The sequence below is a fragment of the Nostoc sp. PCC 7107 genome (genome assembly GCF_000316625.1).
In the GTDB taxonomy this organism is placed as follows: domain Bacteria; phylum Cyanobacteriota; class Cyanobacteriia; order Cyanobacteriales; family Nostocaceae; genus Nostoc_B.
Map to the genome: position 1 here is coordinate 3,423,475 of NC_019676.1, position 14,524 is coordinate 3,437,998.

Here is a 14,524-nt window from a genome sequence, read left to right on the forward strand (position 1 = left end):
AATTTCTCGCTATAGCTTGATATTTATATCTGCGGTAAATACAGATTTTCAGTGTTATATTAAGTCTTGTAACTGTTACACCAAATTCCGTCCAACGGTAGATGTCTTTATTAAAATTTAAACTGTGTCAAGTTATAAACAAGATCGTATTACTACACTACCGTTTCCGAGAAAATTGCGATTTACTTAACGTATAAAGAAATAGGTTCTGACCTCAACAGTTACATTAATGTCTTAATTGTATCTCTGTCAGAACGAGATTTTTCCGGTAAATGTGGTTGTCACATTGTATATATTCATCAGAAAGGTGAATACCCTCAATAATACAGAGGCTGAACCATGAAGGTATTCGATAATACCACAAAAAAGATTTTTCTCGCAAGCTGGGTTTCAATAAGTCCGGCAGAGGTTAGCAAAACTCATGTAACCCAGCTGCACCATCCAAATCCCCAGTCAGGCTTTGATATTTTCCTACCCCTACGACGAAGGTTAAACAACATTCAAATCCGCGATCGCGCATTAGCTCATCGTCTGTGCAGAATGATCCCCGCCCAATGTCCTTTTGAACGCGATATTAAATTATTCGGCAAAACCATATTACACATCCCGCCAATGTGTAAGCTCAACCCTTTATACGAGGAAGTCGTGAGTTTGCGTTTCCGGGCTATGTGCTACTTAGCAGATGAATGCGGCGAAGACATTTCGCAGTACTGTTAATATGGCAGAAGGCAGGAGAAAAAGTCTTACTATTCCTGGCATTCAAGCTTTTAAATTGTCATAACATATCTGACCACCTCTATACAAGAAGTCAATAGTCCATAGTCAAAGCTAATTACTTTTGACTATGGACTATTGGCTGTTGAGTAATCACTATTTTTTTTGCCATTTGCGGATTGCTTCTTGAGCATCTTCGTAAACAGATGTCTCTTCTGGAACTAAGGTAGCTGTGGCAATGGCGGACTGGGGATCACCTTCAGATACACGACTTTTCGCCAGATCTAAAATTTTCTCGCTCCATTTATTGATTGATTTTTGCGCCAAATCGAACCCTGGTTGACCTTGGGGAACGCGCTTGGCAACTTCAATGGCGCGATTATATGTAGATGCTTGTCCGGGCTTAATTAAGGCATTTGCGGCATCTAGCAAAGTTTTGTTAGCAAGATATTGCTTGGCTTCTTGTCGCCACTGCTTAATGGCTGCTTGCGCTTGGGGATACAGTGAGCCTTCTTTGCTGATTAATTGTGCTGCGGCGATCGCATTACCATATTGTCGTTGTTTAGCCCGCCCCTCAGCTAAATTGAGGATCATATTGCTCCAAATATTAATATTTTCTTGAGCTTGTTCGTACAGCGGTTCACCCGCCTGAATTTTCCGTGCAGTGGCGATCGCCAAACTTAAATCAGTGGCTTGAGTTTGTCTGAGAGACATTTTCGCCAAGTCTAATACTGCTTGATTGCGACTCTTGGACTCAGAAAGAGAGGCGATTTGGGCATTAGACTGATTTTTGGCTGGAACTAACCGATCATCAGGCGAGGCTGATAACGCCTCTCTACCCGCAACAAATTTTTCTTGATTGCGAAGTACAACTACTGTCACTAAAGCTGTTAGCAACATCATGCCACCTCCCCAAAAAACCAATTGCTGCCACAGTGAGGTGTTTGTCTTTTTCTGAGATAAACGAGAGACATAGGCTTGGGGAACATCAGGAATAAACCTACCTCCCTTAACTGTTTCTGGAGAGGGGATCGCTAATTGCGGTTGTTGGTTGCCACACTCTTGTTTGGCTACTAAATCCGGTGATTTAGATAGTTGTTGTTCTCCCAGAGGGAAATTTGGGAAAGTCAGCTGCGGGGATCTAGCACCAACAACAGATTGTAGAGACAGGGATTCTTCCCAAATACCTATTTGTGGAGAATTAGCTGGATTTTTGGGTGATGGTGCTAACGGGGGAGCCGCCAAAGCCACAGCAAAGTTTTCCTCTGGAAAAATACTTTCTTCAGTTTCAGTTGACTCTAATTCCTGGGGTTTAGCTTCAGTTGGTTCCAGGGTGCTGGGAACTTCTGTAACTGTATGGTTCACCTCTAGCTGCGGCAAGATGGTGAAGGGATCAGCCGGTATGATCGCTACTGGACTTTGTGTAGGTCGCCAATAGTGTTGGCATAATTCTGGAGTAAAAACATTTAAATAGCTGTTTAAATCCATCAAACTACTGCCATGACCAGAACGCAAAGCGGCTAACAAAGCAGCGGTAAAAAATCCGTAACCTAACTCACTACTTTCACGGGAAAATTGTTCTGGTTCGCAAGACAGAATCGTAGCCAGTTGTAATTCTTGCGCTAATTCAATGGTTTCTTGCCCAACGGTTGCGTCAGCTTGGGTACTGGAAGCACGGTTAATATCTAGCAGCACCAAAACATTTAGGTTAGCGATTTGGAGGCTTTGCATGAGCGATCGCATTTCGATACCAGTTTTCTGCACTAACTCAGGATTGCCTTCCACCGGCATCAAGTAATCTTGTCCCCCGTGGTTGACACCATAACCGCTAAAGAATAACCACAGATGGTCGCCTGGTTGCCAACAGGCCGCGGCTAAATCTTCTAGTAACAGCAGAATATTGTCTTTTGTCGGATAGGTAGATCTATCGCTAATTGGTGGCGAAGTATCTGTCATTAATAGACAGCGTTGAGGTGAAAAACCTGCTTCTTGAACCAAAAAATCTTTTAGCGCATCGGCATCGGCTTGGGCGCAACGTAAGGGTTGAAAGAATTGATATTGATTGATGCCGATCGCGATCGCCCAGTAATTTGCCATCCGCTCTTTGTAGGTTGTGGTTGACTTGCCTAAAATTGCGGTTGGCTTTGCTGAAAAAACAAAGCTAACCTATGTCTTATAGTCTAAGAGTTTCTCATGGAACCCTAAAAACTAAGTAATTTTTATTGCCTTTAATTTCAGTAAAAATTCTCAGACAATTTCAATTACAGGCCATTAATTAGTCAGGAGCTTTAAGGTTATGACCAGGAATGTTGCTTACCAACTATCATCGATCATTTCCTGTTTATTTATTAGCCAAGTTGCCAAAAAAATCCGGATATTTCCATTAATATTTTTGCTCTTTTCTAGCCTACCAGTATGGATTGTGACAGAAGTAATTTCACCTCAGATAGTCAGAGCTTACACCGCCAGAGTTGACTTAATTATTGATAGATTACCGGATGAAAGCTATGAAACTACACTCAGGAGAGCCGAAGCAACGGCTAGAGCAGCCGCGCAACGCAGTTTTGATCAAGATATATTGGCTACAGATGTATCGATTATTGTTTCCGTACAAAGTTACGGAGCGATCGCGCCAATTTTAGCTTTAGAGGTTAGCCGTCCCCAATGGCGTTCTCGTCCTGATGCTCAACGTTGGGCGACTTACTTTAAAACAGCGCGATCGCTTTTATTCTTTGAAAAAACTCCCACCAATCCTGTTAATATCCCTCCCATCACGACCGTCGCACCAGCAGCTACCACACCGTAATATTTTTCCTCTTTGCGCCCCCTCTGCGTTGACCTTAGCGCTCCTTTGCGTTTAAATATTCCTTACTAATGGGGAATACCATTGCAGATGCCAATAGATGGCTTAGAATAGAAAGGTTGTCAAAAACTGCGATATCCGCTACTATGGCTGTCCCTAAGAAGAAAACTTCCAAATCTAAACGCGATAAACGTCGAGCTACATGGAGACATAAAGCTGCTGTTGAAGCTCAAAAAGCTCTCTCCCTTGGCAAGTCAATTTTGACTGGACGTTCTACATTTGTCTATCCTACTCCTGAAGAAGAGGACGAAGAGTCATAATTTCCCATCAGGAAAAACATTAGCATCACCGAAGATTTGAGCGGTGACTTCTACCGCTCAGGCTTTTCGGCACTTTATCGTAGATTGCCTAAATAATTAAAAATTCATGCTTAGTGTTCTTCAGCAGCTAATGGGATAAATAAAAAATCGGTAATGAATAATTCGGAAAATCCGTTATCCATTACCTCTTACCCATGACTGATGATTAGATAATCATAATCAAACAGTAAAGTATCTGGATGTCCTAATTATTGGGTGTTCAGCAAAATTAATATTTTTTCTCTGCCTGAGTCTATCTTTTGATGCTCAGGCTATTTGACACTCTTAAGACTTACGTATAAAGACTACTTATTAAGATTGGGTGTCAGGGTGTAAGCAAGCAGATAATTTGTTCTCACCACCCTACACCCTAAACCCCTACACCCCAGATGAGAATATGTTAGGAAAGTTTTTTCAAAAACCAGATCAAGAACAGGGAGAACGTGTCCCACCAGGACAACACTTAGCTAAAGGTTTCCCTGTCTTAACCTATGGGGCAACTCCCCAAATCAATATAGAAGAGTGGGAATTTCGCGTTTGGGGTTTAGCCAAGCCAGCTGTTTTCACTTGGTCAGACTTGATGGCGCTACCACAGCACGAATTTACAGCAGATTTCCACTGTGTAACCCGCTGGTCAAAACTGGATGTCAAGTGGACTGGTTTTAAGGTGACAGACTTGATGAATCTGATAGAGGTAGAGCCAGAAGCAGCCCATGTGATGGAACATTGCTATGGTGACTATACTACTAACATTGCCATCGAAGATTTTGCCCGCGCAGAAAATTTCTTTGCTTTTCAATTATTTGGCGAGCCATTACCCGCAGAACACGGCGGCCCCTTACGTTTAGTTGTACCCCACCTCTACGCTTGGAAAAGTGCCAAGTGGATTAATGGTTTAGAGTTTCTGAAAAAAGAAGAACTAGGTTTTTGGGAGCGTAACGGCTATCATCACCGGGGTGAACCTTGGGCGGAAGAACGCTATAGCGGTAGGTTTTAATTTGAGAATTTTTTAGTCAGAGGCGTTGCACTGCAACGCCTCTATTTTTATGACCCAATAAGTCGTTTCAATAAACCCAATTTGCCTTGATATGGAGCGTAGCGCCATTTTAAATCTACCCAAAAGGAGTTGCGTAGGACGCTTTTATGGTGAGAAAAGGTATCAAAACCAGCTTTGCCATGATAGTTCCCAATACCACTATCACCAACGCCACCAAAGGGTAAAGATGAGACACCAAGATGCAGTACTGTGTCGTTAATACAAACACCGCCAGAAGAAGTTTCTTGTAAAACTCGCTGTTGCAGGTTTTTGTTTTGCGAGAATAAGTATAAAGCTAAGGGTTTGGGTTTGGAATTAATTAAGGCGATCGCTTCTCTAATATCTGTATATTCAATTACAGGTAAAATCGGCCCAAATATTTCTTCCTGCATTACTGGGTCTGTTAATGAGACTTGATCAATAATTGTGGGCGCAATGTAGCGTTCTTCTAGTTTGCTTTCTCCACCAACAATAATTTCGCCTTTATTGAGAAGTTTAATTAACCTTTCACAATGTTTTTGACTGATAATCCTGGCATAATCAGCACTATTGTATGGATTATCTCCATAAAATTCTTTGAGGCTGTTTTTCAAGCCATTGATTAAATCGGGTTTAATTTTTTTATCAACTAATAAATAGTCAGGTGCAACACAAGTTTGTCCAGCATTAATAAATTTGCCCCAAGTAATGCGTCTGATTGTATGTTCTAAATTTATCTCAGCATCAACAATACAAGGGCTTTTGCCACCTAATTCTAAAGTAACTGGGGTGAGATGTTTTGCGGCTGCTTCCATCACAATTTTGCCAACAGATGTACCACCAGTAAAAAAGATATGGTCAAACTTTTCTGCAAGTAGCTTTTGACTGGCTTCTGCACCACCTTCAACTACAGTAATAAACTCTGGTTCAAAATATTTAGCCATCATCTGGGCTAATAAACTAGAGGTAGCGGGGGCAATTTCTGAAGGTTTGAGAATTGAACAATTACCAGCAGCGATCGCACCTACTAAGGGTGCAATAATCAAATTAAAGGGATAATTCCAAGGGCCGATAATTAAAATAACACCCAAAGGTTCCGCGTAAATCTTCGCTGAATAAGAAAAAAATTCTAAGGGAACTTCAGCTTTTTTCGGTTTAGCCCACGAATGCAGATTTTTGATAGCATAATCAATTTCTTTGGTGACACTGATTTCTGTGATGTAAGACTCAAATTCTGGTTTATGTAAATCAGCTTGCAAAGCTTGGACAATAGCTGTTTCATTTTCAACTATTGCCTGTTTGAGAATTCGGAGTTTTTCTAGCCGAAAAGCTATATCCTTGGTTTTTCCAGTTTGGAAAAATTCGCGTTGCTTGTGAATCAGCTGATTAATGTTAGATAATTCATTAGCAATCATGATGCTATCCTCTAGATTTTGTAAATATATTTAATTTGATAATTGAACATGATAAAAAATAATAAATTATGAGTTAAGCAATGAAAAAATTCCATAACTCATAATTTATCATTTATAGTTTTTCAGGGTTTTATTGGTAAATACACCACAAATTTACTACCCTTACCTAATACAGAATTAACAAAAATCTGACCTTGATGTGCCTCAACAATCCGCCGAGATAAGTACAATCCCAAACCGCTACCGGAACTTTTGTGGCTACCTTGGCGAAATCTTTGAAACAAGGTAGTTTGTTCTTCAGGTGGAATACCTGAACCAGTATCGGCTACCACCATATTAATATAGTTACCACTAGGGGTAGATGACGAGAGCCTAGAGGCAGAAATTTCATTATTTTCCTGCACAGAGGAGAGGCGAATTGCTACATGGCCAGATTCAGTAAATTTGATGGCATTACCTATCAGGTTAGTTAACAGGCGGTGCAATTCCAAGCGATCGCCCATGATGTTACTGTTAGTTAATTCCTCTGCATACTCCTGTTTGATAGTTAGTGCTTTAGCTTGTGCTAAAGGTGTGAGTTCTCCAACTACTTCGGCGATTAACTGTTTTAAATCAACTGGTTGAAATGCTAGGGTTTTCCGTCCGGCTTCAAATCGATAAACTTCTAATAAGGTATTCACCATCGACAGCAAGTTGGTATTACTACGCGCCATAATAGTGAGTGCTTCTTGCATTTGTGGCGATAAGTTACCTAAAGCACCTTGCTCAAACAGCATTAACATTCGATCTGCGGCGACTAAGGGCGTACGTAAGTCATGGGTGAGGCGGGAAACAAAATCTTCTCGCTGACGGGCAATTTCATCACGCTCATCCATACTATGCTTTAGTCGTAACAGCGATCGCACTCTGGCGAGTAATTCATCTACGGTTACAGGTTTACGAATAAAATCATCAGCACCCAAGTCTAATCCATGTGCGACGTTGGGTGCATCGTGAGCCGTAATTAACAGAATGGGAATATATTGCTGTAAGTTCATTTCCCCACGGATGCGCCTGGTGACTTCATAGCCATCCATACCTGGCATCATTAAATCCAGCAGTACCAAATCACAGGGAGACGCTTCTAACTGTGTTAATGCTAAAATACCGTTTTCGGCTGTACTAACTGTATATCCTTCTTCTTCAAGTATGGTTTTAATTAAAAAAACATTATCTGGAGAATCATCGACAACCAAAATTTTGTCAGGGTTAGGCAATAGTGAACTCATGTGTAAGAAACGTTTCGGGTAGATGTGAGTTGTTGAGCGAAACTGCTATATTGCTACCACTTTTTGGTTATTTGTTTTTTAGCTTACATTCCGCCATGAAAAGTGGCACAGTCAATATTTTTACGTCAATTGTAGAAAATTAAAAGTCAATTAAACCAATAGTTAGCGCTGATCTGAAGGCGATCGCTTTATTTCCAGCAAGCCTCTAAAAGATGACTTTTGTAATAATTATCAGACATTTATGATTACTGTTAATAAATATAGCCAGCAAAAAGTTAGTATTACAATTTATGTTATGAAATATAAGTTTTTTATATGATAAATATCCGGCTATCAGATTACCTCAGTGGTCTAATAGCCGGATATTCTATTAATTAGCGAACTATTTTAATTACTGCTCTAGACTACTACCTTCTCTAAAATTAATTTAGAACGTTTGACTTGTTCAGGAATGGCAATTGGGTAATCTCCGGTAAAGCAGGCGGAACAAAAACTATTGGTGTCTTCTCTTGTCGCTGTGAGCATTCCTTCCCAACTGAGATAAGCGAGGGAATTTACTTCTAATTGTTGGGTAATTTCTGCAACTGATTTGGTAGCCGCAATTAATTGATCTTGACTATCGGTATCAATGCCGTAAAAGCAAGGATGTGTAACAGGTGGGGAAGAAATTCGCATGTGTACTTCTGCTGCGCCTGCATCACGCAAAGCTTTCACCAACTTACGGCTAGTAGTTCCCCGCACAATGGAATCATCGACAATCACAACTCTTTTACCCGCAAGTACATCTTTGAGGGGGTTGAGTTTCATCCGGATACCCGACTCGCGCATATTTTGGGTTGGTTGAATAAAGGTGCGCCCAACGTAACGATTCTTAATTAAGCCCTCACCATAGGATACACCGGAAGCTTGGGAAAATCCAATAGCGGCAGGGATACCAGAATCAGGCACACCAAAAACAATATCAGCTTCCACAAAAGATTCAGCGGCGAGTTGTCTGCCTAAGCGCATTCGATAGCTATATAAGCTTTCATTGTGCATAATGCTATCAGGACGCGCAAAGTAAATCATTTCAAAAATGCACAATTTACGTTGCGGTTGACTCCAGTGGAAAGAAGCCAAACCTTCTTCGGTAATCCAGACTAACTCTCCTGGTTCGACATCTCGCAGGTATTCAGCACCAATAATATCTAAACCGCAAGTTTCCGAAGACAAGACGTAACGAACTGGATTAGTACCGACAGTCCCAATGACTAATGGACGAATACCATTGGGATCACGGGTTCCCATTACCCCAACTGGTGTAGCAATGACTAAACTAAAAGCTCCTTGACAGCGGTGGAATGCTTGAATTGCCCCATCTAACCAGTCTGCACCATTGTTGACTGCTTCGGCGATCGCAAAGGCGATCATTTCGGAGTCGGTGGTGGTGACTAAGTTAAAATTGCTCTTGACCAATTCATCGCGCAATTGGGGTGTATTGACAAGATTTCCATTATGTGCAAGAGCTAGGGAACCTAAGCGAGTTTCCACAACAGCAGGCTGGGCGTTAACTTTGCGGCTAGAACCAGTTGTGGAATAGCGAGTGTGTCCAACAGCTAAATTTCCGGGCAACTCTTCTAAAATAGACTCGTTAAATACTTGAGACACCAAGCCCATATCTTTGTGGAGGTGGACTTTTGTACCTTCAAAAGTCGCAATCCCAGCTGACTCTTGACCCCGATGTTGGAGGGCATATAATCCAAAGTAGGTCAGTTTAGCAACGTCTTGTTCTGGTGCATAGAGGCCAAAGACACCGCAAGCTTCTTCTGGCTTATCAGGAAGATTTTCTTGACTATTAGTTGAGTTGCAAGTCTGTTCGGGGTATTCATCCGAAGTGACGGAATGGGTGGGAATCATGCTGGCTTTGCTCCTGGCGGGGGTGTCAAGTCACTGGGATTATGGCTATGAGTGGTTACTGATTCTTAACAAATCTTTAACCACTTATTAAAACAGTACCTTAAGAAGGATGAAGTATGAAGTCTGAAGTATGAAATTTTAGACTTCATCCTTGTGACTTCAGACTTTTTTATGCTTCTAGGCGTTTGGCGATCGCATTATTGTAACGACCCTTCATATCTTCAATACTAACTGTGATTAAGGTTTGATTATCAGTAGTTAAAACCGTCAAACCAGCATCACGATTGCTAACCTTGCCTAGTTTTTGCCAATCTTGCCCCAGATGTGTCTGTAAGTATGATTCCCACATTTCTTGCTGTTCTGATCCCACGGAAACTATAATTCTTGCCCCGCCTTCACCGAACAGCACTTCATCAAGACGTTGTAACTGGTTTGGCGAAATTTCTAATGTCACTTCCGCCCCCAAGTTGCCGGCAATCGAAGATTCTGCCAACGCTACAACCAAGCCGCCCTCAGCACAATCGTGGGCTGAACGCACCCAACTCTCCCGAATACCTGCGCGGCAAACTTTCTGCACACGGCGTTCTAATTCATAATTTACCCGTGGTGGTCTGCCAGCTACGGTGTTGTGGATAGTAGCTAAATATTCCGACGCGCCTAATTCAACTTTGGCTTGTACGGTTAACCCTAATAAATAAATAACATCACCACTTGCTTGCCAAGCTTGACCGCAAATTTTTGTGAAATCAGGAATTAACCCCACCATTCCCACCACAGGAGTTGGATAAATTGGTTGGGGGTTGCCTTGAGAATCTAGGGTTTCATTGTAGAGAGAAACATTCCCGCCTGTGACTGGTGTAGATAATTCTTGACAACCTTCTGCCAAACCCCGACAAGCTTCGGCTAATTGCCAGTAACCAATAGGTTTTTCGGGACTGCCAAAATTCAAGTTATCAGTCACAGCCAGGGGTTCTGCACCCACACAACTAAGATTGCGTGCGGCTTCTGCAACTACAGCCTTAGCACCTTCATAGGGATCAAGGTAAACATAGCGGGGATTGCAATCTACTGTAGCCGCAACTGCCAATTTGAGGTTTTGGATTTTAGATTTTAGATTGGGGATTTCTTCTAAGGGACGTAAGCGAACTACCGCCGCATCTGCACCACCAGGAAGGGTGACAGTGTTATTTTGTACCTGATGATCGTATTGACGGTATACCCAATTTTTCGAGGCGATCGTGGGTGTATCGAGTAAAGTCAATAAGATATCATTCCAACTGTGGCTGCTGATACCTGCGGGTGTACAAGCAGGTAAAGCATCAGCTGTCCATTCCCAAGCTTGACGGGCATATTCTGGTGGTTCCGCCAATAACTCACGCTCGTAAAGTGGGGTATTTTCTGCCAAAGCATCAGCCGGAATTTCCGCCGCAATTTTCCCGCGAAATAAAATCCGCACAATGGGTTCAGCAATCACCTTACCAGCGACAACTGCCTGAAGTCCCCAACGGTGAAAAATATCAATTAATTCCTGTTCCCGACCTTTGTGGGCAACAAATAACATTCGTTCTTGAGATTCCGACAGTAAATATTCATAAGGAACCATGCCAGTTTCCCGTACTGGAATCTTATTTAAATCTAATTCAATACCGACACCGCCTTTGGCAGCCATTTCGGCGGTAGAACAGGTGATCCCGGCTGCACCCATATCTTGGGCGGCTACAACTGCACCTGTTTTAAAGGCTTCTAAACAAGCTTCAATTAATGACTTTTCTAAAAATGGGTCGCCGACTTGCACCGCCGGACGGTCATCCATTGAAGCATCACTTAATTCTGCACTGGCGAAGCTTGCGCCACCCATCCCATCGCGTCCGGTAGTGGAACCAACATACAACACAGGATTACCTAAACCCGATGCGCCAGATTTGACAATTTCCGGCGTTTCCATCAATCCCAATGCCATCACATTGACTAAGGGATTGCCAGCATAAGCAGGGTCAAAGTAGACTTCACCTCCAACAGTAGGAACGCCGACGCAGTTGTGGGTAACTATCCCCGATGAAGTTACGAAAAGATGAGTATTATCTACTTCCACATCATAAACATCACACTCGGCAACGGTTTGATGTTCAATACTCTTAATCTTGACAGTAGCTACATCTGGCACCGACTGGGTAAACCGAGGAACCGAATGTTTAGTACTACTGTAACGATTTAAAGCTACGGCTAATTCCTGATTTCGCTCTTGACTAAAAACTGTGGCTAGGGCTTTTAATCCGGCAAAATTATTGACTTCCAATTGCCATAAAGGTTTGCGGATGTGCTTACGTCCGTCAATTTCTCCTTCGCCAGCTGGTTGGCAATAAATATATGGAATGACTCCTTGGGTTTGCAGCAATAGAACTGTTTGCTCAAATAACTTACGGCTAGTGGTGGCAAAACTAATTTTGGCGTGATTGCCGTGAGTTTTGGTTGTCATTGAGCCATCACCCCGGAATAAGCCTTTGAGGACTTCATATTGCAATTGTTGTGACCACTGGAAGACAAAGTTAGGAAATACTTTGTTGCTGGCTTCTGTGCCGCATTGCCAAACATTCTTCAAGAAATGCCCGAATAGCCAAGAAGTTGCGTAAACAGCAATAGTAGAAGCACGTTTTTCTACACAAGGACGTAACCCCAAGTATTTTAGACCAGCGATCGCATCCTCAACATACTCTGTCTCATGATGAGCAAAGGTGAAAATAATTTTGTACGTATTTCCGTTTTTGGCAGCACAACCTTCTGACAGAAAATAGCCAATTAACCGAGCAAACAATTTATTTGGCTGAATAACTGCATTCATATAATTAGCTTTACCGCACCGGAATAAGCGGATATCGCTACGAGGTGCATTGAGTAGCAGTTCCAAAGCCAAAAAGTATGCCAGAGGAAATCTACCTGTAGATAAGTATTGATGGCGTTTGTAAACAGCAGGTTCGAGTAATCTCAGCGCAGTACGTACCGCCTCTGTGACTTGCCAAGTTTCTGGTAACTGCACATATACATCTTTACCAATGGCAGTTTCTGGATTTAAAGCCGCAAGTAAATCTATGGCTACGTCTTTTTCTGCTGTTAATTGTGGCCATGCAGTTATTAACGGGATTTCATCACCTACTTCTAAAGACTGCGCCACTGCAATATCCCATTCACCTTTGGCGCGAATTAACATCGGATGGTCTGGCGTAACAACCAAAGTACGCCCCAAGGCTGTACGGATAGTGATCAAATGTTGGCTACGTCGTTTAAATATTCGCCGTACAGGTTGCCAACAAACAGTTTGGCTGTCGGGATCTAAAGATAAAGTTTGAACTGTATCACTATGATTGAGTTCTAAAGTCGTGACGTTGGTTTTGAGGCGAGATTCCACAAAGTTGCCAATGGTATCAAAATGTATCTCGTCTTGATTTTTCCAAATAAAAGTTTCATCACTGACTAGACAGTTACCATAATGGCTGATCCCAGCTACTACACCAGTAAATAGCCTTTGGGTTTTAGGGTCATCTAGAGAACCGAAGCGTAGAGAATTTAACAACGCAATGGGACGCGCCCCCATTGTAAAAATATCTCTGAGGATACCACCGACACCTGTGGCGGCTCCTTGGAAGGGTTCAACGGCAGAAGGGTGGTTATGAGATTCAATTTTAAAGGCCAGTTGTAATCCTTCACCTAGGTCAACAACTCCTGCATTTTCACCAGGGCCGACAAGAATACGAGAGCCTGTAGTGGGAAATTGTTTGAGCAATGGGCGAGAATTTTTGTAGCAGCAATGCTCTGACCACATCACCCCAAACATTCCCAGTTCTGCTTTGTTAGGATGACGACCTAAACGGCGGACAATTTCGGCATATTCTTCTGGCTTTATACCTTCGGCTGCAATTTCTTTGGGAGAAAACGGATCTTTTGGGGTGGTGGTCATGGGAATAATGCACCAAGGGGACAGAAGACTATTTTATATTTAATGGTCAATAGTCAATAGCCAATGGTTATTTGTCATCCCCATTACGTTATGGCTCACTTAAGTAGATACCGCTCGATAGTAACACTTGAGTGACGACAATCACATAGAAACATGATTGAGATCGTCTCATGACCATAGCTAAATTGGCATAATTACATATAACTGAACTCTAGCCGAGTCATTAATAGGGAACACACTAATCGCCGACAGCTTTGATGAAAAACTGTCGGCTTTTTGTATGTATTTAGGGGTGTAGGGGAAAAATGGGAGAAAGACTATTGACCAATGACCAAATAAAATTTCCCCACAGTTGGTTGGTAACTTGACACAGATACGGCCAAAGCCACTACCAAATGTGGGGAGAGTATGATCAAATTAGAGATCTTATCTTTGAGTGCTAAGACTCTGCACTCACTTTAAGCGACCGGAGGCGCGTCTAAAGAAGCAAAACTAACTTTGGATTATGACATCGCTTGAATGATGTAATCAAAGTATGGTGATGCTGCTGCTGCGTCTTCTGCACTTAGTAGGTCAAGGGAGGCTTTTTTCAAAGAATTGATGGCTTCTACCATTCCAGGGACAGGAACACCCAGAGAATTGTACATTTCGCGCACACCAATTAAACCAATTTTTTCAATTGGCTCTTTGTCACCAGCAAGTACGCCATAGGTAATCAGGCGTAGATACCAGCCAAAGTCACGGATACAGAGAGCGCGTTGGCGTTCACCGTAAGCATTGCCACCGGGTGCGATAAAATCAGGCCGCTTCTGCCAAAGTTGTTTGGTTGCTTCCTGAACTATCTTTTTTTCGTTTTCGGCTAAGGTCGCAGCAATGCGCGTCCGTTGCTCCCCTGTTTGCAAAAATTCTTTGATACTTTTGAGTTCGCCACTGCTGGGGTAACGCAGTTCGTCGTCAGCTTTGAGAATAACTTGGCTAATTACAGTCATGATTATTGTAATCACGATAAATATTATTTGCTAGTTTAACGAGTTGGAGGTACACAGGGGAAGGGAAATAAAAGTATGAAGTGTGAAGTGTGAAATTAAACTTCGACCTCTTG

The 14,524-nt window shown here is 42.3% G+C and carries 10 protein-coding genes; 4 read left to right on the top strand and 6 right to left on the bottom strand.

Annotated elements, in window-relative coordinates; all coding sequences use genetic code 11:
• The first annotated feature begins 339 nt into the window (after positions 1-339).
• Positions 340-717 (top strand): Mo-dependent nitrogenase C-terminal domain-containing protein, encoded by a 378-nt coding sequence (locus NOS7107_RS27865; RefSeq protein WP_015113741.1) that lies wholly within the window; start codon positions 340-342, stop codon positions 715-717.
• 153 nt (positions 718-870) lie between these two features.
• Here the strand turns inward: NOS7107_RS27865 and NOS7107_RS14550 are convergent, their stop codons facing one another.
• Positions 871-2,811 carry a caspase family protein gene (locus NOS7107_RS14550; RefSeq protein WP_015113742.1) on the bottom strand — a complete coding sequence of 647 codons (1,941 nt, stop codon included), beginning with the start codon at positions 2,809-2,811 and terminating at the stop codon, positions 871-873.
• 199 nt (positions 2,812-3,010) lie between these two features.
• Here NOS7107_RS14550 and NOS7107_RS14555 point away from each other — a divergent pair, with 199 nt between their 5' ends.
• From NOS7107_RS14555 to NOS7107_RS14565, 3 genes are all read left to right on the top strand, one after another.
• Entirely contained in the window at positions 3,011-3,520 is a 510-nt protein-coding gene (locus NOS7107_RS14555; RefSeq protein WP_015113743.1) for a hypothetical protein, read from the top strand.
• Positions 3,521-3,663: 143 nt separating this feature from the next.
• Positions 3,664-3,837, top strand: a complete 174-nt coding sequence (gene rpmF / locus NOS7107_RS14560) for a 50S ribosomal protein L32 (RefSeq protein WP_015113744.1) — start codon at positions 3,664-3,666, stop codon at positions 3,835-3,837.
• 436 nt (positions 3,838-4,273) lie between these two features.
• Entirely contained in the window at positions 4,274-4,873 is a 600-nt protein-coding gene (locus NOS7107_RS14565) for a sulfite oxidase-like oxidoreductase (RefSeq protein ID WP_015113745.1), read from the top strand.
• A 47-nt stretch (positions 4,874-4,920) separates the two neighbouring features.
• On the opposite strand, the gene NOS7107_RS14570 is transcribed toward NOS7107_RS14565, so the two are convergent.
• The 5 genes from NOS7107_RS14570 to NOS7107_RS14590 all read right to left on the bottom strand — a co-directional run bounded on the left by NOS7107_RS14570 (position 4,921) and on the right by NOS7107_RS14590 (position 14,411).
• A complete protein-coding gene (locus NOS7107_RS14570; protein WP_015113746.1) occupies positions 4,921-6,306 on the bottom strand; it encodes an aldehyde dehydrogenase family protein in 1,386 nt (461 codons plus the stop codon).
• 122 nt (positions 6,307-6,428) lie between these two features.
• Positions 6,429-7,574: a hybrid sensor histidine kinase/response regulator gene (locus tag NOS7107_RS14575; protein ID WP_015113747.1), complete on the bottom strand. Its 1,146-nt coding sequence runs from the start codon at positions 7,572-7,574 to the stop codon at positions 6,429-6,431.
• A 399-nt stretch (positions 7,575-7,973) separates the two neighbouring features.
• Positions 7,974-9,470 carry an amidophosphoribosyltransferase gene (gene purF / locus NOS7107_RS14580; RefSeq protein ID WP_015113748.1) on the bottom strand — a complete coding sequence of 499 codons (1,497 nt, stop codon included), beginning with the start codon at positions 9,468-9,470 and terminating at the stop codon, positions 7,974-7,976.
• Between the two features lie 169 nt (positions 9,471-9,639).
• Positions 9,640-13,422, bottom strand: a complete 3,783-nt coding sequence (purL, locus tag NOS7107_RS14585; protein ID WP_015113749.1) for a phosphoribosylformylglycinamidine synthase subunit PurL — start codon at positions 13,420-13,422, stop codon at positions 9,640-9,642.
• Positions 13,423-13,925: 503 nt separating this feature from the next.
• Positions 13,926-14,411 carry an allophycocyanin subunit alpha-B gene (locus NOS7107_RS14590; RefSeq protein WP_015113750.1) on the bottom strand — a complete coding sequence of 162 codons (486 nt, stop codon included), beginning with the start codon at positions 14,409-14,411 and terminating at the stop codon, positions 13,926-13,928.
• Between the last annotated feature and the right edge of the window lie 113 nt (positions 14,412-14,524).